Source organism: Streptomyces sp. NPDC051243, assembly GCF_044455405.1.
Taxonomy (GTDB): domain Bacteria; phylum Actinomycetota; class Actinomycetes; order Streptomycetales; family Streptomycetaceae; genus Streptomyces.
The window spans coordinates 63,627-85,218 of sequence record NZ_JBITES010000028.1; the positions used below are offsets into that span (position 1 = coordinate 63,627).

A 21,592-nucleotide genomic window follows, 5' to 3' on the forward strand; every position below is an offset into this window, starting at 1 on the left:
GTTACGTACAGCGTACGTAGTGCGCTATGGTCGGGGCATGACTTCTACGTACGCTGTACTTAGTGAAGGTCTGGAGAAGCGGTTCGGCGAGGTCCACGCCCTGCGCGGGCTCGATCTGGCCGTCGCGCAGGGCACCGTCTGCGGGCTCCTGGGACCCAACGGCGCCGGCAAGACGACGGCCTTGAGGCTCCTCACCACCCTCCTGCGCCCGGACGCGGGCTCGGCCCGCATCGCCGGGCACGACCTGCTCCGGGACCCGGCGGCCGTCCGCCGCCGCATCGGCGTCACCGGCCAGTACGCCTCGGTCGACGGCGACCTCACCGGACGCGAGAACCTCCGGCTGTTCGCCCGGCTGCACCGGGTGCGGGGGCCCGCCGAGCGGGCCGGCGAGCTCCTGGACCGCTTCGGGCTGACCGAGGCGGCCGACCGGCCGGCGTCCACCTACTCGGGCGGCATGCGGCGCCGTCTCGACCTGGCGGCGAGCCTCGTCCGCCGCCCGGACGTGCTGTTCCTCGACGAGCCCACGACCGGCCTGGACCCCGCCAGCCGCAATCGGATCTGGGACGCCGTACGGGAGCTGACCGCCGACGGCACCACCGTGCTGCTGACCACGCAGTACCTGGAGGAGGCCGACCAACTCACCGACGACATCGCCCTGCTGGGCCGGGGGCGGGTCGCGCACACGGGTTCACCGGCCCAGTTCAAGGCGGTCATCGGCGCGCACGTCGAGGTCGTCGTGGCTGACGTCGACGTCATGGTGAAGGCGGCCGCGGTGCTGGATCAACTCACCGGGGCGGAACCGTCGTTGGATCACGAGCGGCGCGCCGTCGGTGCCGTCACCCGGGACGTCACGCTCACGCTTCCCCGCCTGGTGCGCGAACTCGACGCGGCGGGCGTGCCGTTGCTCGACGCGAGCCTCCAACCCCCCACCCTCGACGACGTGTTCCTGCGGCTCACCCAGGAAGACCAGGAAGAGGAGCGTGCGGCATGAGCACCCTGGCCTACGACGGCGGCGCGATGCTGGGCCGGCAGCTGCGGCGGATCCGGAACAACCCGGGTCTGCTGATCCTGACCCAGACGATGCCGATCACCATGCTGCTGTTCTTCGGCTACGTCTTCGGCAGCGCGCTGGCGATGCCCGGCGCGCAGTACCGGTCCTTCCTGGTGCCGGGGCTGCTGGTGGCGACCGCGGCGAACGGGATCATGACCGGCATGTTCCAGGCCGCCCAGGACACCCACCGGGGCGTGATGGACCGCTTCCGGACGCTGCCGATGAGCCGGGCCGCCGTACCGCTGGGGCAGGCCGCCGCCGACCTGGTCGTGACGGCAGCCGGGACCGTGCCGTTCCTGCTGGTCGGGCTCGCGGTGGGCTGGCGGATCGAGGGGTCCGCGTTCGAAGCGGGGGCCGCTCTGGGGCTGTTGCTGCTGTTCCGGTTCGCGACGACGTGGGTCGGGATCTTCCTCGGGCTGCTCACCCGGAACGAGGAGGCCGCCGGTCAGCTCGGCGGGGCGACCTTCCTGCTGCCGCTGCTGTCGAACGCGTACATCCCGGCCGACGGCCTGCCGGGCTGGTTGCGCACGCTCGCCGAGTGGAATCCGATCAGCGCGGTCACCACGGCCCTGCGGGACCTCTTCGGCAACGCACCCGTGCCGGACGGCGCCGCCTGGCCGGTCGCGCATCCCGTCGCCGGGTCACTGGTCTGGTGCGCGCTGCTGATCGGGGTGTTCGCACCGCTCGCGGTGCGCCGGTACGCGCGGGGCGAGCGGTGAAGCCGGAAGACTGAGGGGAGTTGAGGGATGTGCCCGCGCCCGGGTGGTGGCACAGTCCGGGCACCGCTGCCTGCCGTTGGGGATGACGGCGGCAGCGGCGGTACGGCGCCGGAGACAGTGTGAACTGTCGGGCGCGGGCCTGTGAGTCGGTCGAGGAACGCCGGTACGAGTCAGCGTCCGCCGAACAGCGAACGGCGGAGCCGACGCAGCGGGGCGAAGAGCGAGACGCGGCGCACCCGCGCACCCTGGTCGCTGCGCGCCTGGGTGGTGTCACGAGTGGTCAGCTCACGCATCAGCGAGGTCGCCTCGGCCGCCTCCGTCTGCGGCACGGCGGGACCCGCCAGCACCGACAGATGGCGGTCGAGGCGCGAACTGGTCGCGCTGCTCCCGCAGGTGATCGCAGGGACCCTGGCCCTGCTGCGCACTGTTATCTGATCCATGTCACTCCCCACCCGTACGAGTCCACCCGGCCCGGGCAGGTTAACCCTATCGCCCCGGCGGGGCACTCGTGTATCGCGGTCACAGGATTCACCTTCCCCGTAAGGGTGTTGACGACTCGTCTTTGATTACTCTCCGAATCCGACCGATTTCAGGGCGAGTTGGACAACGGGCTGGCCGGTGGGTTGCGGCGAGCCTCCGTTCGGCTCCACCGTCACAGCCAGTGACGTCGCCGATGTGTCGAGACCGGATGCGACCAAGGGCGTGTCGCCGTCGAAAAGCCCGAGAGAACGCGGTTGTACATCCGGGCGCATGAGCCAGAGCTGGTGCACTCGGCCGCTGGGCAGATCGCCGTATCCGCTGAGAGTGACGATCGCACGCCCCTCGGATGCGGAGGCGACCACTCCGATCGTCCGGCCCTCCGCGTCCTCACCGGAGGTCGCCCGGGCGTCGGGAGCCGCCAGAACGTTAGCGATCTCACTCGCCCGGGCCCGCTGGGCGTCCAGCTGGTCCTGCGTCCGGTTCGCCTGGACGGCGAAGAGGGAGGCGACGACGAGGGCCGCGGCGGCGGTGGCCGTGGCGAACGGCACGAGCAGCGGGCGCGTCCTGGTCGCACGGGTGCGCGGCGGCGGCTGGTTGCCCCACACGTGCGGCGGCAACTGCGTCGCACGCGCGCGTGCCGGTTCCCGCCCGGCGGACTCCTGCGGAGTCGTCCGTACGGCGGCCAGCACGCGGTCGCGCATCGCGGCCGGCGCCGGGGCGGCCGCGGACCAGGCGAGGCGGACGGCGTCCTCGGACAGGACCCGCACCTCGGCGGCACAGCTGTCACACTCCCGCAGGTGCTTCTCGAACCGGAGCCGCTCACCGGGTTCCAGGGCGTCGAGGGCGTACGGGGCGGCGAGGGAGTGCAGGTCCTCGCGCCGCAGAAGGCGGTCGACGAAGCTCACGCGGTACCTCCCAGACATTTGCGCAGCTGGGTGAGTCCGTCGCGCATTCGGGTCTTGACCGTGCCCAGCGGCAGGGAGAGCCGCTCGGCCACTTCACGGTAGGTGTAGCCCTCGTAGTAGGCGAGGGTGACGGACTGACGCTGCAGCGCGGTGAGACGGTCCAGGCAGCGGCGCACCCACTCGCGTTCGAGGCCGGCCTCGACCTCCTCGGCGACATGGTCGAAGGCCGGGTGGTTCGCGCGCAGGGCCTCGCGCTGCTCGCGCTCGCCGGCCGCGCGGGCGCTGCGCACCCGGTCGACGGCTCGGCGGTGGGCGAGGGTGAGGATCCACGACAGTGCGCTGCCCCGTCCCGGGTCGAACTTCGCGGCGGACCGCCACAGTTCGAGCAGCACCTCCTGCGCCACCTCCTCGGACTGCGCGGGATCGCGCACCACGCGCCGCACCAGCCCGTACACCGGCCCGGAGACCAGTCCGTACAGCTCCTCGAACGCCTTCTGGTCACCGCCCGCAACGAGCACCAACAGCTCGTCCGCCTCCAACTCGTCTCCCCCTCCCGCGAGGCCGCAGCGCGGCCGTCTCGTCCCACGAGGCATTCGCAACGAACCCACCTCCGGATGGGGTTACGGATCAGCGTGCCGAAAACGCGGGTCGTGCGCCGATGAAACAACTTTCCAGTTCCGCCGTAAGAACGCTTGGGATTCGACCAATCCACCCTGGCGACGGCTCCGAATCGGGTTCGTCAGGCAAGTTGGCACTGAGGACGGACGGCATGACACCTATTTCCAGGAGCGGTGCGGGACGCAAGGGCCTCGCGACCCTCGTATGTGGTGCGCTGGCCGCCGGAGGGCTCGCAGCCGCCGGCGTCGCCGCGCTGGCACCGGGGGCGGCCTCCGCCTCCAGCCACCGGGAGGCCCCCCTGATCTCGGGGACCCCGCAGTACGACAACACGGACGTGTACGCGTTCGTCAGCCCGGACAAGCCGGACACGACGACGATCATCGCGAACTGGATCCCGTTCGAGGAGCCGGCCGGCGGTCCGAACTTCTTCACGTTCGCCGAGGACGCGCAGTACGACATCCACATCGACAACAACGGTGACGCGCAGGGCGAGTTGCTCTACCGCTTCACCTTCGACACGCACATCAAGAACAAGAAGACGTTCCTGTACAACACGGGCCCGGTCGAGAGTCTGGACGACCCGGACCTCAACATCACGCAGACCTACGACATCGAGCTGATCAAGCTCAAGGACCAGTACCCGGTGTCGAAGACGAAGGTCGCCAACGACGTACCGGTGGCGCCGTCCAACGTCGGCAAGGCGTCCATGCCGGACTACGCCAAGCTGCGCGAACAGGCCGTCCACAAGCTCGCGGGCGACGCGACGTCGTTCGCCGGCCAGGCCGACGACCCGTTCTTCCTGGACCTCAGGGTCTTCGACCTCCTCTACGGCGGGAACCTCTCCGAGGTCGGCAACGACACGCTCAAGGGCTACAACGTCAACTCCATAGCCCTGCAGGTCCCGAACCACATGATCGCGGAGTCGGCGGACCAGCCGATCGTCGGCATCTGGTCGACGACCCAGCGCAAGAACGCCAAGGGCCACTTCGAGCAGGTCTCGCGCCTCGGCAGCCCGCTGGTGAACGAGGTCGTCAACCCGCTCAAGGACAAGGACAAGTTCAACGCGTCCGCGCCCTGGGACGACGCCCAGTTCCTGAAGAACGTCACCAACCCCGAGCTGCCGAAGCTCATCGAGGCGATCTACAAGATCCCGGCGCCCAAGGAGCCCCGCAACGACCTGGTGGATGTCTTCCTGAAGGGCGTCAAGGGCCTCAACCAGCCCCCGCACGTCACGCCCTCCGAGATGCTGCGCCTGAACACCTCGATCAAGCCGGCCGCCGAACCCAAGCGGCTCGGTGTCCTCGACGGCGACAACGCGGGCTTCCCGAACGGCCGCCGCCTCACCGACGACGTGATCGACGCCTCGCTCCAGGTCGTCGAGGGTGAACTCCTCGGCGCCAAGAACGACTTGGGCGACGCGGTCGACAAGAACGACAAGGACTTCGAGAAGGCCTTCCCGTACGTCGCCCTGCCGACCGAGGGTTCCCGCGGCCCGCTCGCCAAGGGCACGGACGGCGAGACCGACGTCCGCAGCCAGCTCGGCGACGCCCTGCAGCCGGCCGGCGCCGCCGGCAGCACCGACGACCGGACGCTGATCGCCGCGTCGGCGGGCGCCGGCGCGCTCGGAGTCCTGCTGATCGGCGCGGGCCTGGCCTGGTGGCGCCGGATGCGGGAGCGGGCGTACTAGGGCCTTCGGCCTCAACAGAGCTGGCGCGGCCCGCGAAGTACTCATCCCCCACGGCGCGGGCCGCGCCGCCGGTCCCGGCAACTTCAGTCAGCGGCAAGGCATTTGAGGAGAGGGAATGGTTCCGCGTACGAACGACAGCGCGCCGGAGAACGAGGAGACCGCCGATGAGCGCGTTGCCGCCGTGCGGCGGATCCAGCCCGTCCGGCGTTTGAGGACGAGGCCCCTCAAGGGCCGAAGCGGAGGTCCGGGGGCGGCAGCCCCCGGCGGGGTCGAAGGGGCAGCGCCCCTGGAGGACGGGAAGGGCAGGGGCGGCGGGGGCGAGAAAACCGGCCTTCAGCGCATCACCGCCGTACGCCGCGCCGCCGCAGCCGCACGCCGCCACCGCACCCTGCACCTCGCCGGATGCGCCGCCCTGCTGGCCGTAGCTCTCACCGCCGGATCCATAGCGTTCGGCGCCGTGAACGACAGCGGCCCGACCGACGTCGCCTCCGCCTCCGCCGCCGTCTCCCCGGGCCTCCTCGCAACCGGCGACCTCGACGCCGGCATCACCTCCCTCCAGGCCCACCTCCGCGACCAGCCAAGGGACTTCACCGGCTGGGCCACCCTCGGTCTCGCCTACGTCGAGCAGGCCCGCACCAAGGGCGACCCCTCCCGCTACCCCCAGGCCGCCCAGGCCTTCGAGCGGTCACTCGCACTGAAGGACGGCAACGACCAGGCCCTCGCCGGCCGCGCCGCCCTCGCCGCCGCCCGCCACGACTTCGAGGACGCCCTGAAGTACGCCGACCAGGCCCTGAAGGTGAACCCGTACAGCGAACGCGCCCTGTGCACCCGCGTCGACGCCCTCGTCGAACTCGGCCGCTACACCGACGCGTCCAAGGCCGCCGACACCGCCGACGACCGCCGCCCGGGCATCCCGGTCTTCACCAGGTACGCGTACGTCCACGAGCTGCGCGGCGACGTCCGTACGGCTCGACGCGTGCTCGACCAGGCACTCTCCTCCGCGGTCACCCCCGGCGACATCGCGTACGTCGCCACCCAGCTCGGCCAGCTCGCCTGGAACCAGGGCGACTACGACACGGCCCTCACCCACTACGCCCGCGCCCTCGCGGCGGACGAGAACTACGTCCCCGCCCTCGAAGGCCGCGCCCGCGCACAGGCGGCGAGCGGCGACAGGGCCGGCGCGCTCAAGGGTCTGAAGGACGTCGTCGCCCGCTACCCCCTCCCGGGTCCGCTCGTCGAACTGGGCGAGCTGTACGAGGCGTCCGGCGACCAGGCCGAGGCCGACGACCAGTACGCCCTCGTCGACGCCTGGACAGCCCTCGCCCGCGCCAACGGCGTCAACGCCGACCTCGACACCGCCCTCGCGGCCGCCGACCACGGCGACAAGGCGTCCGCCCTGCGCGCCGCCCGCGCCGAGTGGGAGCGCCGGCAGACCGTGCACACCGCGGACGCCCTCGCCTGGGCGCTGCACGTCAACGGCAAGGACGCCGAAGCCCTCCCCTACGCCCGAAGGGCCACGGCCACCGGCTACCGAAACGCCGCCTTCCACTACCACCGCGGCATCATCGAGCGCGCCACGGGCCACACCGAGGACGCCCGCGAGAACCTCCGAGCCGCGCTGGAGCTGAACCCCGGCTTCTCCCCGCTGGGCGCCCGGGAAGCCCGTACGGCACTCAAGGACCTGGAGGCGGCCAAGTGACCCCTCGTCGGCTGTTCGCCTCCGGCGCCGCCGTTCTCACGGCGGCCTGCGCGCTCACGCTGTTCCCCGCAACGAGCGCAAGCGCGCATCCCCTCGGCAACTTCACCGTCAACCGCTACGACGGCCTCGTCGCCGCCCCCGGCGAACTGCGCGTCCACCATGTCGAGGACCTCGCCGAGATCCCCGCGACCCAGGCCGGGCCGGACATCGAGAAGGCGGGCATGACGGCGTGGGCCCGGGAGCGCTGCGAGAAGGCGGCGCAGGGCAGCGAGGTCACCGTGGACGGCCGTACGGTCGATCTGACGCTGAACAGCAGCCACGCGCGCGTGCGGCCCGGTCAGGCGGGACTGGACACCCTCCGCGTGGAGTGCCGGCTGACGGCGCCGCTCCCCGAGGACGTCACCGACGCCATGACCGTCGGCTTCCGCGGCGCGGGCGCGGAAGCCGGCCCCGGCTGGCGGGAGATCACCGCACGCGGCGACCGTATGACACTCACCGCCTCGGACGTACCGAAGGAGTCGGTCTCCGGTGAACTGACCGAGTACCCCGAGGAGTTGCTCTCCTCCCCCGCCGACACCAAGGCCGCGTCCCTGCGGGTACGCCCCGGCGGGCCCGCCCTCGCCGAGTCCGAGCGGGACGCCCCCGCTTCCTCCGTCCTGCCGCGTGGCGCCGACCGCTGGACGCGGACCCTGGACGGCCTCGTCTCCCGCCAGGACCTCACCCTCGGTTTCGCCGCCCTCGCGCTGGTCGTCGCCGTCTTCCTCGGGGCGATGCACGCGCTCGCGCCGGGCCACGGCAAGACCCTGATGGCCGCGGTGGCGGCGGCCCGCGGCGGCCGGGCCCGCATGAAGGACGTGCTGCCGCTGGCCGCCTCGGTGACGGTCACCCACACCCTGGGCGTGGTCGCCCTCGGCCTCCTGGTCACGGCCGGTTCGGCGGCGGCGCCCTCGGTGATCACCTGGCTGGGCATCGCGAGTGGCGCCCTGGTGATCGTGGCGGGCGCGACCCTCGTACGCCGGGCCTGGCACATCCGCAGCCACGGGCACGGGCACGGGCACGGGCACGGGCACGGGCACTCACACGATCACGGCGACCACCCCCATCCGCACGAGCACCCCCACTCACACGACCACGCCCACGAGACCGACCAAGACCGCGAGACCGAACACGCCCACGACCGCCAACCGGTCCTGGTCGCCGCACACACGCACTCCACGACGGACACTCCCGCACCCACACCGCCCCAGGCCCGCACCCACGCCCAAGGACACGCCCCCGCGCATCACCACGACCACGGCCAGCGGCACGATGACGGCCACCACCACACCCACGATCACGATCACAGCCGCGGCCACACCCACACCCACGGCCTGCTGACCCACACCCACAACGGTTTCACCCACACCCACTCCACCGCCCCCACCCTCCGCGGCACGATCCTCCTCGGCTTCGCGGGCGGCCTCGTGCCCAGCCCGTCCGCGGTCGTCGTGCTCGTCGGTGCCGCGGCGCTCGGCAAGGCGTGGTTCGGACTGCTGCTCGTCGTGGCGTACGGCGTGGGGCTGGCGCTCACCCTCACCGCGGCCGGGTTCGCCGTGGTACGGCTGGGTACGGGGGCTATGCGGATGCTGGACAGGCGTCCCCGCTGGCTGACGCATCCCGTGACGGTCTTCGTCCGCCGGACCGCGCCACTGGGGTCCGCGGTGCTCGTCGTACTGATCGGGGCCGGATTGGTTCTCCAGGGGGCCGCATCCGCGCTCGGCTGAGCTACTTTTGGGAAGAAATAGCACGGAGTGGAGATTTCGCACGGATGCGAATGGGGGACGCCCGTGTCCGAAGAACCGGGCAGTGAACGTCTGATCGCGGGCCGCTACCGCCTCCTGTCCCCGCTCGGCGAGGGCGGCATGGGCACGGTGTGGCGGGCTCGTGACGAGGTGCTGCACCGTGAGGTCGCCGTCAAGGAGGTGCGCGCGCCGCACGGGCTGCCGGCCCCCGAGGTCGAGCGGATGTACGCCCGGCTGGAGCGCGAGGCGTGGGCAGCGGCGCGGGTCGCCAACCGCAATGTCGTCACGGTGTACGACGTCGCCGTGCAGGACGGCCGGCCCTGGATCGTGATGGAGCTGGTCCGCGGCATCTCGCTGGCCGAGCTGCTGGACGCCGAGGGCCCGCTGAGCCCGCAGCGCGCCGCGCACATCGGTGCCGAGGTGCTGGCGGCGCTGCGGGCCGCGCACGAGGCCGGGGTGCTGCACCGGGACGTGAAGCCGGCCAACGTGCTGATGTCGAACGACGGCCGGGTGGTGCTGACCGACTTCGGCATCGCCATGGTCGAGGGCAGCTCGGCGCTGACCATGACCGGCGAGGTCATCGGCTCCCCCGAGTTCCTGGCACCGGAGCGGGCGCTGGGCCGCACACCGGGCCCGGAGTCCGACCTGTGGTCCCTCGGCGTACTCCTCTACGCGGCCGTGGAGGGCAACTCCCCGTTCCGTCAGGACACCCCGCTCAGCACCCTGCGCGCGATCGTCGACGAGGAGTTGCCCCCGCCGCACCGGGCCGGCCCGCTCGCCCCCGTCATCGAAGGGCTGCTGCGCAAAGACCCGGCGCAGCGGCTGTCCGCCGACCGTGCCGAGCAGGACCTGCGGATCATCGGGGCGGGAGGCACACCGCGCGCGGACGCCGTGCGGGCGTCCCCGTACACCCCGACCGTCGCGGCCTTCCCGGCGCCGTCGCAGACCGCCCCGACGGCTCCGGTCCCCCCGCCCGCTCCGACGCGACCCGTCACCGGCACGGGCACCCCCGCCTCCGCCACGGCCCCCGTCCGCCCCGACCGCAACCGCCGGGCCGCCCTCGTCCTGATCGCCGGCATCGCCGCCCTGGCACTGGCCGTGGCAGGGCTGACGTACGCCCTCCTCAACGGCGGGGACGACGGCCGGAATGCGGGCGGCGGGGAAACCACCGGCCAGACGGGGGGCGGCACTTCGCCGACGGAGACCGAGGACGAGAAGCCCTCCGGAGGGGACCGGAGCCCGACACCGAGCCCGAGCGGCAGTGACACGCCCTCCGCGGCACCGCAGTCCGTGCGGGTGGCGCTGGCGGGCGCGAACACGGAGTACTCCGGGGCCTGTCCGCCGTCCCGGGAGGAGGCGCCCGCGTTCACGGCGACGTTCACCGTGGGGAAGCTGCCCGCACAGGTCACCTATCGCTGGGTGTCGGCGGACGGCAACGTCATGGACCAGGGCTGGAAGACCCTGTCGTTCCCTGAGGGCGAGGGGCGGACCAAGCAGGACAGGGCGTTCGTGACGACGTACGACGAGAGCGGGACCTTCGAGAACGAGATCAGTGTCGAGGTCCGCGATCCGGTGGAGACGAAGTCCAACTCGGTGCCGTTCTCGGTGACCTGTGTGACGGAGACCCCGACGGGCGGGGTCTCGCCATCGCCTACCGCGTCACCGAGTTCCTAGGTCGTGTCACCGGGCGTTCAGGCCGCGGCGTCCAGGACCGGCAGATAACCACCCGACTGGCCCGCGGCCGTCGGGTGGTACGACTCGGGGATGTTGAGCCAGTTCACGGCGTGCATCCACGAGCTGCCGGAGCAGATCTCGTGCCCGGTGAAGGTGGGCCGTACGTCGCCGAAGGTGAAGCCGTGGTCCAGGGCGCGCTTCTCGGTCGCGGCGTCGATGTAGTCGGCCGCGTCGTTGAGCGCCCTGCGCTTGGTCTCGGACAGGCCGAGGCACGAGGACACGCCCAGCTTGTAGAAGCGGGGGTAGCCGAGGACGACCACATGGGCGGACGGGGCCTTGGCCCGGATGGCCGAGTAGACGGTGTCGAGCCGGCCGGGCAGCGTCGAGTCGACGAACGCCTTCGCGGTGTTGATCCGGGAGACGCAGGCGCTGTCGGACTGGAGCACACAGGTCGTCATGATGTCGGCGAAACCGGCGTCGTTGCCGCCGATCGTGATGGACACCAGCGCGGTGGTGGCGTTGAGCGGGCCGAGCTGACTGGCGGTCACATCACCCGTTTGAGCGCCCGAGCAGGCCGTGAAGTCGAAGGACGAGGGTGAGTTCGCGGCCGCCCACAGGTACGGGTACGCCCTGGTGCTGCGTGCGCAGTCACCACTGGAGGAGATGTAGCTGCCCGCACCGAGACCGGAGGAGTACGAGTCGCCGAGGGCCACATAGCCGCCGGTGGCGGCGGTTTCGGCGGCCTGCGCGGCGCCGGCCCCGGTGAGGGCGGTGCCGACGGCGAGGAGGAGCGAGGCGACGTATGCGGAAAGTCGGGAACGTCTCATGGAACCTCCCTATAGCAGGATCTCTGCCTTAACCGTCGTACCAACTACGCGTGTTGACAGGAAGTGTCCATGCCAAGAATTTTCCGGGCATCACCACCCTCACCCTGTCGGCTTGCTGTGGGTTTTGTTGCGTGTTCATGACAGAGTTGTTGACAGATCGTCAACTCTCTTGTCGGTCACGCCGGGAGCACAGATCCTTTACTTCGGCTTTGGAACGGGAACGCGACGTTCCGAGGTCGTGCCCGCGATCACGCGTGCACCCCCCACATCGCGCGCATCCAACCCGTATGCGCGCTGCCTGGAGGAGGACTCCCTCGTAATGGCACAACTGCGTAGCAACAAGCTCAGGTTCGCCGCGATAACCAGCCTGGCGACCGCCGCCCTCGTGGGCGGGCTCACCTCCCTCCCCGCCCAGGCCGCCCCGGCCGAGGGCAAGGTCCTGGCCGCCGGCTCCCCCACGGCGATCAAGGACAGCTACATCGTCACGCTCAAGAAGAGCGCGGGCCTCAAGGCCGCCTCGGCCGCCGGCAAGGACCTGGTCGAGGAGTACGGCGGCACGGTGAACAAGACGTTCACCAAGGCGCTCAACGGCTACACCGCCACCCTCTCCGCGACGGAGGCGAGGAGACTCGCGGCCGACCCGGCCGTGGCGTCCGTCGAGCAGAACCAGCGGGTCCGGATGGACGCCACACAGTCCAGTGCCCCCTGGGGCCTGGACCGCATCGACCAGACCTCGCTTCCGCTCTCCGGCACCTACACCTACCCGGACAGCGCGGGCAGCGGAGTGACGGTGTACGTCATCGACACGGGCGTGCGCATCACGCACAGCGACTTCGGCGGCCGTGCCTCGTACGGCTACGACGCCGTCGACGGCGACACCACCGCGCAGGACGGCAACGGCCACGGCACCCATGTGGCCTCCACCATCGCGGGTTCCACCTACGGCGTCGCCAAGAAGGCGAACATCGTCGGCGTCCGGGTGCTGAACAACAGCGGCTCGGGCACCACGGCGGGCGTGGTCGCGGGCATCGACTGGGTGACCAACAACCACTCCGGTCCCTCGGTCGCCAACATGTCGCTCGGCGGCGGCGCCTCCACCGCGCTGGACACGGCCGTGCGCAACTCCATCGCCAGCGGCGTGACCTACGCGATCGCGGCCGGCAACAGCAGCGCCAACGCCTCCTCGTACTCCCCGGCCCGGGTCACCGAGGCCATCACCGTCGGCGCCACCACCAGCTCGGACGCCCGCGCCAGCTACTCCAACTACGGCTCGGTCCTGGACATCTTCGCGCCGGGTTCCTCGATCACGGCGGGCTGGTACACCAGCGACACCGCGACGAACACCATCTCCGGTACGTCGATGGCGACACCGCATGTCGCGGGCGCGGCCGCGGTCTACCTGGCGGGCCACACCTCGTCCACCCCGGCTCAGGTCGCCTCGGCCCTGACCGCCGGGGCCACCACGAACGTGGTCACCAGCCCCGGCAGCGGTTCGCCGAACCGGCTGCTGAAGCTCGTGTCGTAAGGCACTCGCGCACCATCTGAACGACGGTTCCCCGGAGGCCCCGCCGCCTCCGGGGAACGCGTGCTCCCGAGACCGGGAAACGAACAGGTGTCAAGGGGCCATTCGCATCTTGACGGCATACGCGGCGCTGAGCGACATTGAAGCCCGGCATCCGGCGCTTCGGGGGGAAACGTCGCCAATGCAGACCTTACGTATCAAGACAGCCTCGTCCGAGGACACCGAGAGAGCGCGACCAGGGCCGGGGAGGGACCTGACGCCGCTGCTCGCGGGTGCCGCGACGGCTGTGGGGGGAATCGGCGCGGTCCTCGCGCTCGTCGACTCGGGCTCGCCGCTGCGCGGCCCCTTCACTCTGTTCTTCCTGCTCGCGGCGCCGGCCGCGGCGATCGCCGCCGCACTGCGCGGGCTGGAACCCTTCGGCCGTGCCATCGCCTCGGTTGCGGGCGCGGTCGCCGTCAACATGCTGGTGACCCAGGGCATGCTGGCCGTGCACCGGTGGTCGGTACGCGGCGGGATCGTGGCGGTGACCGCGATCAGCGCCCTCATTCTCCTGCTGGTCCTGGTACGGCGACTGCGCGGCCGTACGACGCGAAGGCGGAACGACTGACGTGGACATCAGCGTGTACCGCCCCGGGGAGCTCAGCTCCGCCGACCGGGCGGCGTGGACATCGATGCAGTCCAAGGCCCATCTTCAGGGTTCGCCGGAACTGGGCAACCCCTTCCTCTCCCCCGAGTTCGCGCTGGCGGTCGGCCGTTGCCGGCGCGGGGTGCGGATCGCGGTGGTGCGGGAGGGCGGTGAGCCGGCCGCGTTCTTCCCGTTCCAGCGGACGGCGGCCGGCGTCGGCCGGGCCATCGGACTCGGCGTCTCGGACGCCCAGGGGGTGGTGCACCGGCCCGGGTTCACCTGGGATGCGCGGGAGCTGCTGAAGGCCTGCGGGCTCGCCGTCTGGGAGTTCGACCACCTGGTGGAGGGCCAGGCGGCGTTCGCCGCGGAGGCGTCCGGTACCTACCCGTCCCCGGTCATGGACGTCGACCAGGGCTACGACGCGTATCTCGCTCAACTCCGCGAGCAGTCACCGAAGTTCACCAAGTCGACACTCGCCAAGGAGCGGAAGCTGGGCCGGGACCACGACGGCGTGCGGTATGTGCACGACGAGCGCGATCCGGCCGCCCTGCGCACGCTGATGGGCTGGAAGTCCGCGCAGTACCGAAGGACGGGGCGCAGCGACCGGTTCGCGCACGAGTGGATCACCCGGCTCGTGGAGCAGCTGTTCCACACCCGCTCCGAGCCGTTCGCGGGGATCCTGTCGGTGCTGTACGCGGGCGGCAAGCCGATCGCCGCGCACTTCGGGCTGCGCTCCGAACGGGTCCTGGCGTGCTGGTTCCCGGCGTACGACCCGGCGTTCTCGAAGTACTCGCCGGGGCTGGTCCTGCATCTGCGGATGGCCGAGGCGGCCGCCGCCGACGGCATCGCCTATCTCGATCTCGGCCGGGGCCAGAAGGAGTACAAGGACTCCCTGAAGACACGCGAGCTGACGGTGTCGGAGGGGTGGGTGACCAGGCGTCACCCGGTCGCGTTCGGACACCGGGCACGGCGTGCCCCGGTCCGGGCGCTGCGCAACACCGTGCAGGCACGGCCGGAGCTGTTCGAACCGGCGGACCGGCTCCTCAAGAGCATGGGGAAGATCCGCTCGGGTCGGCGGTGACGACCGAAGCGAAAGGACCGGTTACGGTCAAACCAACAAAAACGTGAGAGCTCGTTCCAGCTCTTGCCATACAGTCTCAATCATCAATACCGTCGTACATCTCACCCGCATCGGACGGTCGACGAACGGCTCCAGGGGAGGGCTCAGGGACCGCGACAGGTCCGGCGCGGGACGCGGTAGGGGGGTGCTCGGTGAAGGTGTCCGCACTTGCTATCGAGTCGTGCCGCGCGACCGGCTGCCGATCTTCTGGTGGCCGGCCAGAAATGCCAGCTCACCGCACGCGCACGGAGATCCGCTTATCCGTGCCGTGAGTGAGATACCCCCCTTTCGAACCGGACCAAGAGCCGGGCCGCCCAGGGGCGGGCGGTCCACCGGACGAGAGGGACCAGACTCATGAGTTCTGTTCTGCGCCCGGCGGTCGCGGACCAAGATCCGTCACCGGTCGGCAAGTACCGGCCCGTCTCCACCCACCTGGCCATCGCGCCGCCGGTGAGCGTGGTGATCCCGGCCATGAACGAGGCGGAGAACCTTCCGTACGTCTTCAAGACCCTGCCGGACTGGATACACGAAGTGGTCCTGGTGGACGGCAACTCCACCGACGACACCGTCGAAGTGGCCCGTGAGCTGTGGCCGGACGTCAAGGTCGTGCGGCAGCGCGGCAAGGGCAAGGGGGATGCCCTGATCACCGGGTTCGAGGCGGCCACCGGCGACATCATCGTGATGGTCGACGCGGACGGCTCGGCCGACGGCCAGGAGATCGTGTCGTACGTGTCCGCCCTGGTCTCGGGCGCGGACTTCGCCAAGGGGTCCCGCTTCGCCAACGGCGGCGGCACCGACGACATGACGCCGATCCGCAAGCTGGGCAACTGGGCGCTGTGCACGGCCGTCAACCGCAAGTTCGGCGCCCGCTACACCGATCTCTGCTATGGATACAACGCGTTCTGGCGGCACTGCCTGGACAAGATCGACCTCGACTGCACCGGCTTCGAGGTGGAGACCCTGATGAACATCCGGGTCGTCAAGGCGGGGCTCAAGGTGCAGGAGATACCGAGCCACGAGTACCTCCGCATCCACGGCACCAGCAATCTGCGCGCCGTGCGGGACGGGCTGCGGGTGCTCAAGGTGATCCTCAAGGAGCGCTCCAACCGGCGCGCCCTGCGCCGCCGCAGTGCGGCCGCGCACTCCCCCATGCTCGACACCGTGCGGGGAGAGGCGTCTTGAGCGGTCCCGACATCTCCGTCGTGATCTGCGTGTACACCGAGGACCGCTGGGAGGACATCCTCGCGGCGGTCTCCTCGGTGCGGGCGCAGGCGTATCCGGCCCTGGAGACGCTGCTGGTCGTCGACCACAACGAGGCGCTCCTGGACCGGCTGACCAAGGAGTACAAGGAAGCGACCGATGTGCGGGTGCTCGCCAACGCGGGCCCCCGCGGTCTGTCCGCCGGCCGCAACACCGGCATCGCCGCCTCCTACGGCGAGGTCATCGCGTTCCTCGACGACGACGCCGTGGCCGAGCGGGACTGGTTGCGGCACTTCGCGGCGGGGTACGCCGACCCGCACGTGATGGCCGTCGGCGGTCGTACGGAGCCCATCTGGGCGTCGGGACGGCGGCCCCACTGGTTCCCGGAGGAGTTCGACTGGGTGGTCGGCTGCACCTACCGGGGGCTGCCGCACGGCCGGGTGAAGGTGCGCAACGTCCTCGGCGGCAACGCCTCCTTCCGGCGCACGGCGTTCGACTTCGCGGGCGGCTTCGCCAGCGGCATCGGGCGGGACGGCGACCGGCTGCCGCTGGGCTGCGAGGAGACGGAGCTGTGCATCCGGCTCACGCGGGCGAGGCCCGACGCGGTGCTGCTGATCGACGACCGCGCGGTGATCCACCACCGGGTGCCGGAGGCGCGTGAGCACTTCGGGTACTTCCGCACGCGGACGTACGCCGAAGGGCTGTCCAAGGCGCTGGTGGCCCGAAGTGTCGGCGCCGACAAGGGACTTGAGTCCGAGCGCCGGTACACCACCCGGGTCCTGCCGGCCGGGGTGGCGCGCGGGCTGCGGGACGCCCTGCTGGCCCGGCCGGGCGGTGCGGGGCGGGCCGGTGCGATCGTCGCCGGGGTGCTGACCGCGGCCGGTGGGTACGTGGTCGGGAGTGTCCGGGCGCGCCGGGGCGGTGCCACGTACTCGGTGGCGGGGCTCGAAGCGGGCGCCGGGGGGGAACCGGGCATCGAGGGGGGAAGCAGATGACCGACGCGCGTGTGCCGATCCTGATGTACCACGCCGTGTCCACCTCGCCGAACGACGCCACCCGTGACCTGTCGGTGGCGCCGGAGGCGTTCGCGGAACAGATGGCGCTGATCGGCGACCTGGGCCTCACGCCCGTGAAGACGGCCGATCTCGCGGCGCGCTGGCGCTCCGGCAAACCGCTGCCGGAGCGGCCGGTGCTGATCACCTTCGACGACGGCTACGAGGGCGTGCACCGGCACGCCCTGCCCGTGCTCGCCAAGCACGGCTTCCCGGCCACGGTGTTCGTCTCCACGGGCTGGCTGAAGGGGCCCCACGACATGGGCGGCGGCCTGGACACCATGCTCGACTGGGACCAGGTCCGCGAACTCGCCGACGCGGACGTCGAGATCGGCGGCCACAGCCACACGCATCCGCAGCTCGACCAGCTCCCGGACAGGAGGCTGCGCTCCGAGCTGATCCTGTGCAAGGAGATCATCAGCGATCAGCTCGGGACCGTCCCGGCCTCGTTCGCCTACCCGTACGGCTACTCCAGCCGCCGGGTGCGCGAGGCGGTGCGCGAGACCGGGTACGCCCAGGCGCTCGCCGTCAACAACGGCCTGGCGCGGCGCCGGCAGGGCCCGTACGCCCTGACCCGCCTGACCGTGCGCCGCACCACCGGCATCGAGGAGTTCGCGCGGATGGTCGAGGGCCGTGCCATCGCCCGCACCTTCGCCAGGGACCGTGCCCTCACCAAGGGGTACGCCGTGGTCCGCAGAGCCCGACAGGTCCGCCGGAAGGCCATCCGTTCCCGTGTCTGACACGACGACCACGACCGAGCCCGCCTCGACCGACGCGACGGCGCCCGAGCGGTCGGGGCGCCGCCTTCGCCTGCCCGGCATGGGCGGGCCCTCCGGGGGAAGCCAGCTGTTCCGCAACGCCTACGCCCTGATGATCAACACGGGCATCTCCGCCGTGCTGGGGCTCGGGTTCTGGCTGGCCGCGGCCCGCTACTACTCCGAGTCCGCGGTCGGCCAGGGGTCCGCCGCGATCGCCGCGATGAAGTTCCTCGCGGGACTGACCGCGGTGACGCTGACGGGGGCGCTGGCCCGGTTCATCCCGGTGGCGGGCCGCAGGAGCGGCCGGCTGATCTTCCGGACGTACGCGGGCAGTTGTGTGGTGGTGGCGCTGGCCGCGGGCGTCTTCCTGCTGACGCTGGACCTGTGGGGGCCGTCGTACCGGTTCCTGAACGGGGCGGCGGGCGGGCTCTTCTTCGTCGTGGCCGTCATCGCCTGGAACCTGCTCACGCTCCAGGACGGTGTGCTGACCGGGCTGCGCAGCGCGGTGTGGGTGCCGGTCGGCAACACCGTGTTCTCCGCGGTCAAGCTGGGGTTGCTGGTGGCCTTCGCGGTGGCGATTCCCACGGCCGGGGTCTTCGTGTCGTGGGTCGCGGCCATCGCGGTGTCGGTGCTGCCGCTGGGCTGGCTGGTGTTCCGGCGTCTGGTGCCGCGCCATGTGAAGGCGACCGAGGACAACGCCGACCCGCCGTCCCTGAAGGAGATCGGGAAGTTCCTGGCGGGCGACTACACCGGCTCCCTGTTCTCGCTCGCCGTGGTCTATCTGATCCCCGTGATCGTGGCCGCGCAGGTGTCCGCCGAGGACAACGCGTACTTCTACATCACGGCCACCATCGGCGGCACCGTCAATCTGCTCGCCATCAACATGGGCGCCTCCCTCACGGTCGAGGGCTCGCACGACCCGGGGCGGCTTGCCGCCAACACCCGCGCGGCGCTCAGGCGCATGGCGCGGATCATGGTGCCGGTCGCCGCGATCCTGTTCTTCGGAGCGCCCTGGATCCTGGGCGTCTTCGGCCAGGGTTACGCGGACGCGGCGACCCCGCTGCTGCGCTGGTTCGCCGTCGGGGCGCTGCTGCGGGTCGTCATGGAGACGTACTTCGCCGTCCTGCGCGCGCAGAGCCGTACCGCCGGACTGGCCTGGCTGCAGGGCCTGTTGTGTGCCCTGGTGCTCGGTCTGACGCTGCTGCTGCTCCCCCGCATGGGCCTGACCGGCGCCGGCGTCGCCGAGATCGCCGCTCTCGCGGTGATCGTCGCGATCGCCGCGCCCAAGCTGTACCGGACGGCCCGTGCGACCTCGGCCGAGGTCCCGGAGGACGCGGCTCCCGACGGTGACCTCGCCGACCTGGGGGCGCGCGAGGTGCCCGAGGGGGCGCGTAAGCGCATGCCTGGCTGGGCGCTCGACACCGACACCCTCGCCCTCGGCGTCCATGTCGACTTCGACCACCTGGAACGCCGGCCGGACGTCCGCCCGGGCCCGGGCACACCGCCCACGGGAACACCGCTGGTCCACCCGGACCACCGGCCGGCCTGGGCGCGCAAGCCGGAGGTCGGGTTGCCGGTGGAGATGGGGGTCCCCCCGCTCGAACGTATTCGAGAGTGGGGGAGCGAGCCGGGTTCGGAGGCGTCGACGGGGCCCGCGGAGGTGGACGCGCCGTTCGAAGCGGACTTCAAGGCGGACTTCAAGGCGGACTTCGACGCGGGCGAGGGCGAGGAGGCCGTACCGGAAGAGCGCGAGGAGGCCGTCGTACGGCCGGAACCTGCCGTACGGGAAGAGCCGCCGATGCCCGAAGAGCCCGTACGACCGCCCGTCGTGCCCTCGCCGACCTGGCGCGAGCAGCTGATGCCCACCCGTCTCGGGGTGGTCCTCGGCTGTCTGCTGATCGCCGCGCTGCTGCTGTACTGGGTACCCGCGCTGCGGCTCGGCGAGGCCGACCTCGACGGCATGGGCGGGCTCGGGCTGGTCTCCGTGCTGCCGCTGCCGACGCTGGTCGGGGCCGCGCTGCTGGCGGTGGTGTTCGCCTCGCTGCTGTGGCTGGGCCGCGAGCACAAGGCGTTGCTGCTGGTCACCCTGCTGGCGACGGTCGTGTCCCTGCACTCCCTGCCCGCGCTGATCGAGGCGGAGCCGAGGTTCGCCACGGCCTGGCAGCACCTCGGCTTCCTCGACTACATCGACCGCACCGGATCGGCCGTGCCCGACCTGGACGCGCGCTGGAGCTGGCCGGGCTTCTTCGCGGTGACCGCGTTCGTCGCGAAGGCGTGCGGGGTCACCGACCTGACCGAGGTCATCCGCTGGTGGCCGCTGGCCATGCAACTGCTGTACCTGGTGCCGATGTTCCTGCTGGTGCGCTCGATGCGGGCGAGCTGGCGCGCCAAGTGGACCGGCATCTGGGTGTTCGTGCTCAGCGGCTGGGTCGGCCAGGACTACTTCTCCCCGCAGGGCTTCACGTACCTGCTGTACCTCGTCTTCGCGGCGATCCTGCTGGTCTGGTTCCGCGCGCCGCGCGTGATCTGGACGAAGCGGCGGCCCGGCGAGGTCGAGGTCGAGCCCACGGACCGGCGGCAGCGGGCCGTGCTGCTGATGGTCGTGACCGGACTGTTCGCGGCGAGCGTCCCGGCCCACCAGCTCACGCCGTTCGTGATGCTGGGCGTGCTGACGGCGCTCGTCCTGATCGGCAAGTCCGAACTGCGCGGCCTGCCCGTCCTGTTCGGTGTCATGGTGACGGTGTGGATCGGCTTCATGGCCGAGCCGTACTGGTCCGGGCACTTCGACGAGCTCTTCGGCGGGGTCGGCGGCGTGGGCGGCAATGTGTCGTCCTCGGTCTCCGGCCGTATCGAGGGCGGCAGCTCCACCCACAAGCTCGTCCTCTACACGCGTGTGCTGCTGGCCGGCGGAGTGATGGCCTTCGCCTGCTGGGGCTGGTGGCGCCGACGCTTCCACCACTACCGGGAGCGTTCGCTGCTCGTCCTCACCTTCGTGCCGTTCCTGGGCTTCGGCATGCAGTCGTACGGCGGTGAGATGGCGCTGCGGGTCTTCATGTTCGCCCTGCCCGGCGCGGCCCTGCTCACCGGCCTCGCCTTCTTCCCGCGTACCGGTGTCACCGCCAAGGAGCGCGACAAGGACCGGGTGAGCCTCGCCCCGCTGGCCGCGCTCATGGCGGGCCTGGTGCTGATGGGCGGCTTCCTGGTGGCCCGTTGGGGCAACGAGCCGTTCGAGCGGGTGCGGCCCGGCGAGGTCGCCGCCATGGAGTACGTGTACGCCCATGACGATCCGAGCGTGCGGCTGCTGTGGCTGAGCGACGACCCGGTCAACGTCGTGACGCCGTCGATGCCGTGGGGCTCGCGGGACATGGAGAAGGTGGAGTACCTGCCGACGCTCGCGCCGGCCGACCCGGTGCTGGTGTCAGGGCTGGTGAAGGCGCTCAAGGACGCCGGCCCGAACTCGTATCTGATGATCAACCGCAGCCAGGTGACCTATCTCCGGCTGGACGTCGGCTATTCGGCGACCTGGGAGTCGCGGCTGATCCAGAACCTGGACAAGCGGCAGGAGCTGAAGAAGGTCTTCGTCAACGAGGACGCGACGATGTACGCGCTCAGGAAGCAGCCGGCGGGCGGGGTGCCCAAGGCCGATCCCGGTCCGATCGGGCCTCGGGTGACCTGGACGCCGTGGTCGGTGGTCGGCGGGCTCGCGGCGGTCGCGTTGATCGTGCTGCTGATGGCCCGCGAGATCGTCCGGGTGGCGATGGCGCCGAGCGTGCGGCAACTGCGATGGCTGCAGAGCAGCTTCTGGTTCTCGCTGCCGCTGCTGGCGGTGCTGCTGGCCTCGCTGGCGCAGCGGTTCCTGACGATCAAATAGGAG

The 21,592-nt window shown here is 71.1% G+C and carries 17 protein-coding genes; 13 read left to right on the top strand and 4 right to left on the bottom strand.

Annotation, left to right across the window (positions count from 1 at the left end; genetic code table 11):
• Positions 1-37 precede the first annotated feature (37 nt).
• On the top strand, positions 38-991 hold the full coding sequence (locus tag ACIBAG_RS44280; protein ID WP_399113645.1) for an ATP-binding cassette domain-containing protein: 954 nt from the start codon (positions 38-40) through the stop codon (positions 989-991).
• A complete protein-coding gene (locus ACIBAG_RS44285) occupies positions 988-1,770 on the top strand; it encodes an ABC transporter permease (RefSeq protein ID WP_399113646.1) in 783 nt (260 codons plus the stop codon). Before ACIBAG_RS44280 ends, ACIBAG_RS44285 begins: the two co-directional genes overlap by 4 nt.
• Before the next feature lie 170 nt (positions 1,771-1,940).
• Here the strand turns inward: ACIBAG_RS44285 and ACIBAG_RS44290 are convergent, their stop codons facing one another.
• The 3 genes from ACIBAG_RS44290 to ACIBAG_RS44300 all read right to left on the bottom strand — a co-directional run bounded on the left by ACIBAG_RS44290 (position 1,941) and on the right by ACIBAG_RS44300 (position 3,694).
• Positions 1,941-2,210, bottom strand: coding sequence for a hypothetical protein (locus tag ACIBAG_RS44290; protein WP_031486171.1), 270 nt, complete (start codon positions 2,208-2,210; stop codon positions 1,941-1,943).
• A gap of 126 nt (positions 2,211-2,336) precedes the next feature.
• On the bottom strand, positions 2,337-3,155 hold the full coding sequence (locus tag ACIBAG_RS44295) for an anti-sigma factor domain-containing protein (RefSeq protein ID WP_399113647.1): 819 nt from the start codon (positions 3,153-3,155) through the stop codon (positions 2,337-2,339).
• Positions 3,152-3,694: a sigma-70 family RNA polymerase sigma factor gene (locus ACIBAG_RS44300; protein ID WP_399113649.1), complete on the bottom strand. Its 543-nt coding sequence runs from the start codon at positions 3,692-3,694 to the stop codon at positions 3,152-3,154. Before ACIBAG_RS44300 ends, ACIBAG_RS44295 begins: the two co-directional genes overlap by 4 nt.
• Positions 3,695-3,924: 230 nt before the next feature.
• Here ACIBAG_RS44300 and ACIBAG_RS44305 point away from each other — a divergent pair, with 230 nt between their 5' ends.
• From ACIBAG_RS44305 to ACIBAG_RS44320, 4 genes are all read left to right on the top strand, one after another.
• Entirely contained in the window at positions 3,925-5,460 is a 1,536-nt protein-coding gene (locus ACIBAG_RS44305) for a DUF4331 domain-containing protein (RefSeq protein WP_399113651.1), read from the top strand.
• A 115-nt stretch (positions 5,461-5,575) separates the two neighbouring features.
• Positions 5,576-7,159, top strand: a complete 1,584-nt coding sequence (locus tag ACIBAG_RS44310) for a tetratricopeptide repeat protein (RefSeq protein WP_399113653.1) — start codon at positions 5,576-5,578, stop codon at positions 7,157-7,159.
• Complete coding sequence (locus ACIBAG_RS44315) at positions 7,156-8,922, top strand: nickel transporter (RefSeq protein ID WP_399113655.1); 1,767 nt, start codon at positions 7,156-7,158, stop codon at positions 8,920-8,922. The genes ACIBAG_RS44310 and ACIBAG_RS44315 overlap by 4 nt, the downstream gene beginning before the upstream one ends.
• 63 nt (positions 8,923-8,985) lie before the next feature.
• A complete protein-coding gene (locus tag ACIBAG_RS44320; RefSeq protein ID WP_399113656.1) occupies positions 8,986-10,614 on the top strand; it encodes a serine/threonine-protein kinase in 1,629 nt (542 codons plus the stop codon).
• Positions 10,615-10,631: 17 nt separating this feature from the next.
• On the opposite strand, the gene ACIBAG_RS44325 is transcribed toward ACIBAG_RS44320, so the two are convergent.
• Complete coding sequence (locus tag ACIBAG_RS44325) at positions 10,632-11,441, bottom strand: SGNH/GDSL hydrolase family protein (RefSeq protein ID WP_399113657.1); 810 nt, start codon at positions 11,439-11,441, stop codon at positions 10,632-10,634.
• 319 nt (positions 11,442-11,760) lie between these two features.
• On the opposite strand from ACIBAG_RS44325, the gene ACIBAG_RS44330 reads away from it, so the two are divergent.
• The 7 genes from ACIBAG_RS44330 to ACIBAG_RS44360 all read left to right on the top strand — a co-directional run bounded on the left by ACIBAG_RS44330 (position 11,761) and on the right by ACIBAG_RS44360 (position 21,589).
• Positions 11,761-12,966, top strand: coding sequence for a S8 family peptidase (locus ACIBAG_RS44330; protein ID WP_399113658.1), 1,206 nt, complete (start codon positions 11,761-11,763; stop codon positions 12,964-12,966).
• A gap of 178 nt (positions 12,967-13,144) precedes the next feature.
• On the top strand, positions 13,145-13,570 hold the full coding sequence (locus tag ACIBAG_RS44335; RefSeq protein ID WP_399113660.1) for a hypothetical protein: 426 nt from the start codon (positions 13,145-13,147) through the stop codon (positions 13,568-13,570).
• Between the two features lies 1 nt (position 13,571).
• The gene (locus tag ACIBAG_RS44340; protein ID WP_399113661.1) at positions 13,572-14,669 is read left to right on the top strand and encodes a GNAT family N-acetyltransferase; all 1,098 of its coding nucleotides are present in this window, start codon (positions 13,572-13,574) and stop codon (positions 14,667-14,669) included.
• Between the two features lie 393 nt (positions 14,670-15,062).
• A complete protein-coding gene (locus ACIBAG_RS44345) occupies positions 15,063-15,890 on the top strand; it encodes a glycosyltransferase family 2 protein (protein ID WP_399113662.1) in 828 nt (275 codons plus the stop codon).
• Positions 15,887-16,903, top strand: coding sequence for a glycosyltransferase family 2 protein (locus ACIBAG_RS44350; RefSeq protein ID WP_399113663.1), 1,017 nt, complete (start codon positions 15,887-15,889; stop codon positions 16,901-16,903). The genes ACIBAG_RS44345 and ACIBAG_RS44350 overlap by 4 nt, the downstream gene beginning before the upstream one ends.
• A complete protein-coding gene (locus tag ACIBAG_RS44355; protein WP_399113665.1) occupies positions 16,900-17,700 on the top strand; it encodes a polysaccharide deacetylase family protein in 801 nt (266 codons plus the stop codon). Before ACIBAG_RS44350 ends, ACIBAG_RS44355 begins: the two co-directional genes overlap by 4 nt.
• Positions 17,693-21,589, top strand: a complete 3,897-nt coding sequence (locus ACIBAG_RS44360) for a lipopolysaccharide biosynthesis protein (RefSeq protein ID WP_399113667.1) — start codon at positions 17,693-17,695, stop codon at positions 21,587-21,589. The genes ACIBAG_RS44355 and ACIBAG_RS44360 overlap by 8 nt, the downstream gene beginning before the upstream one ends.
• The last annotated feature ends 3 nt before the right edge of the window (positions 21,590-21,592 follow it).

Excerpts from the sequence above, each read along its gene's own strand:
- ACIBAG_RS44280 (WP_399113645.1), top strand. The coding sequence starts at position 38 with ATGACTTCTACGTACGCTGTACTTAGTGAAGGTCTGGAGAAGCGGTTC.
- ACIBAG_RS44285 (WP_399113646.1), top strand. The coding sequence starts at position 988 with ATGAGCACCCTGGCCTACGACGGCGGCGCGATGCTGGGCCGGCAGCTG.
- ACIBAG_RS44290 (WP_031486171.1), bottom strand. The coding sequence starts at position 2,210 with ATGGATCAGATAACAGTGCGCAGCAGGGCCAGGGTCCCTGCGATCACC.
- ACIBAG_RS44305 (WP_399113651.1), top strand. The coding sequence starts at position 3,925 with ATGACACCTATTTCCAGGAGCGGTGCGGGACGCAAGGGCCTCGCGACC.
- ACIBAG_RS44310 (WP_399113653.1), top strand. The coding sequence starts at position 5,576 with ATGGTTCCGCGTACGAACGACAGCGCGCCGGAGAACGAGGAGACCGCC.
- ACIBAG_RS44325 (WP_399113657.1), bottom strand. The coding sequence starts at position 11,441 with ATGAGACGTTCCCGACTTTCCGCATACGTCGCCTCGCTCCTCCTCGCC.
- ACIBAG_RS44330 (WP_399113658.1), top strand. The coding sequence starts at position 11,761 with ATGGCACAACTGCGTAGCAACAAGCTCAGGTTCGCCGCGATAACCAGC.
- ACIBAG_RS44335 (WP_399113660.1), top strand. The coding sequence starts at position 13,145 with ATGCAGACCTTACGTATCAAGACAGCCTCGTCCGAGGACACCGAGAGA.
- ACIBAG_RS44345 (WP_399113662.1), top strand. The coding sequence starts at position 15,063 with ATGAGTTCTGTTCTGCGCCCGGCGGTCGCGGACCAAGATCCGTCACCG.
- ACIBAG_RS44355 (WP_399113665.1), top strand. The coding sequence starts at position 16,900 with ATGACCGACGCGCGTGTGCCGATCCTGATGTACCACGCCGTGTCCACC.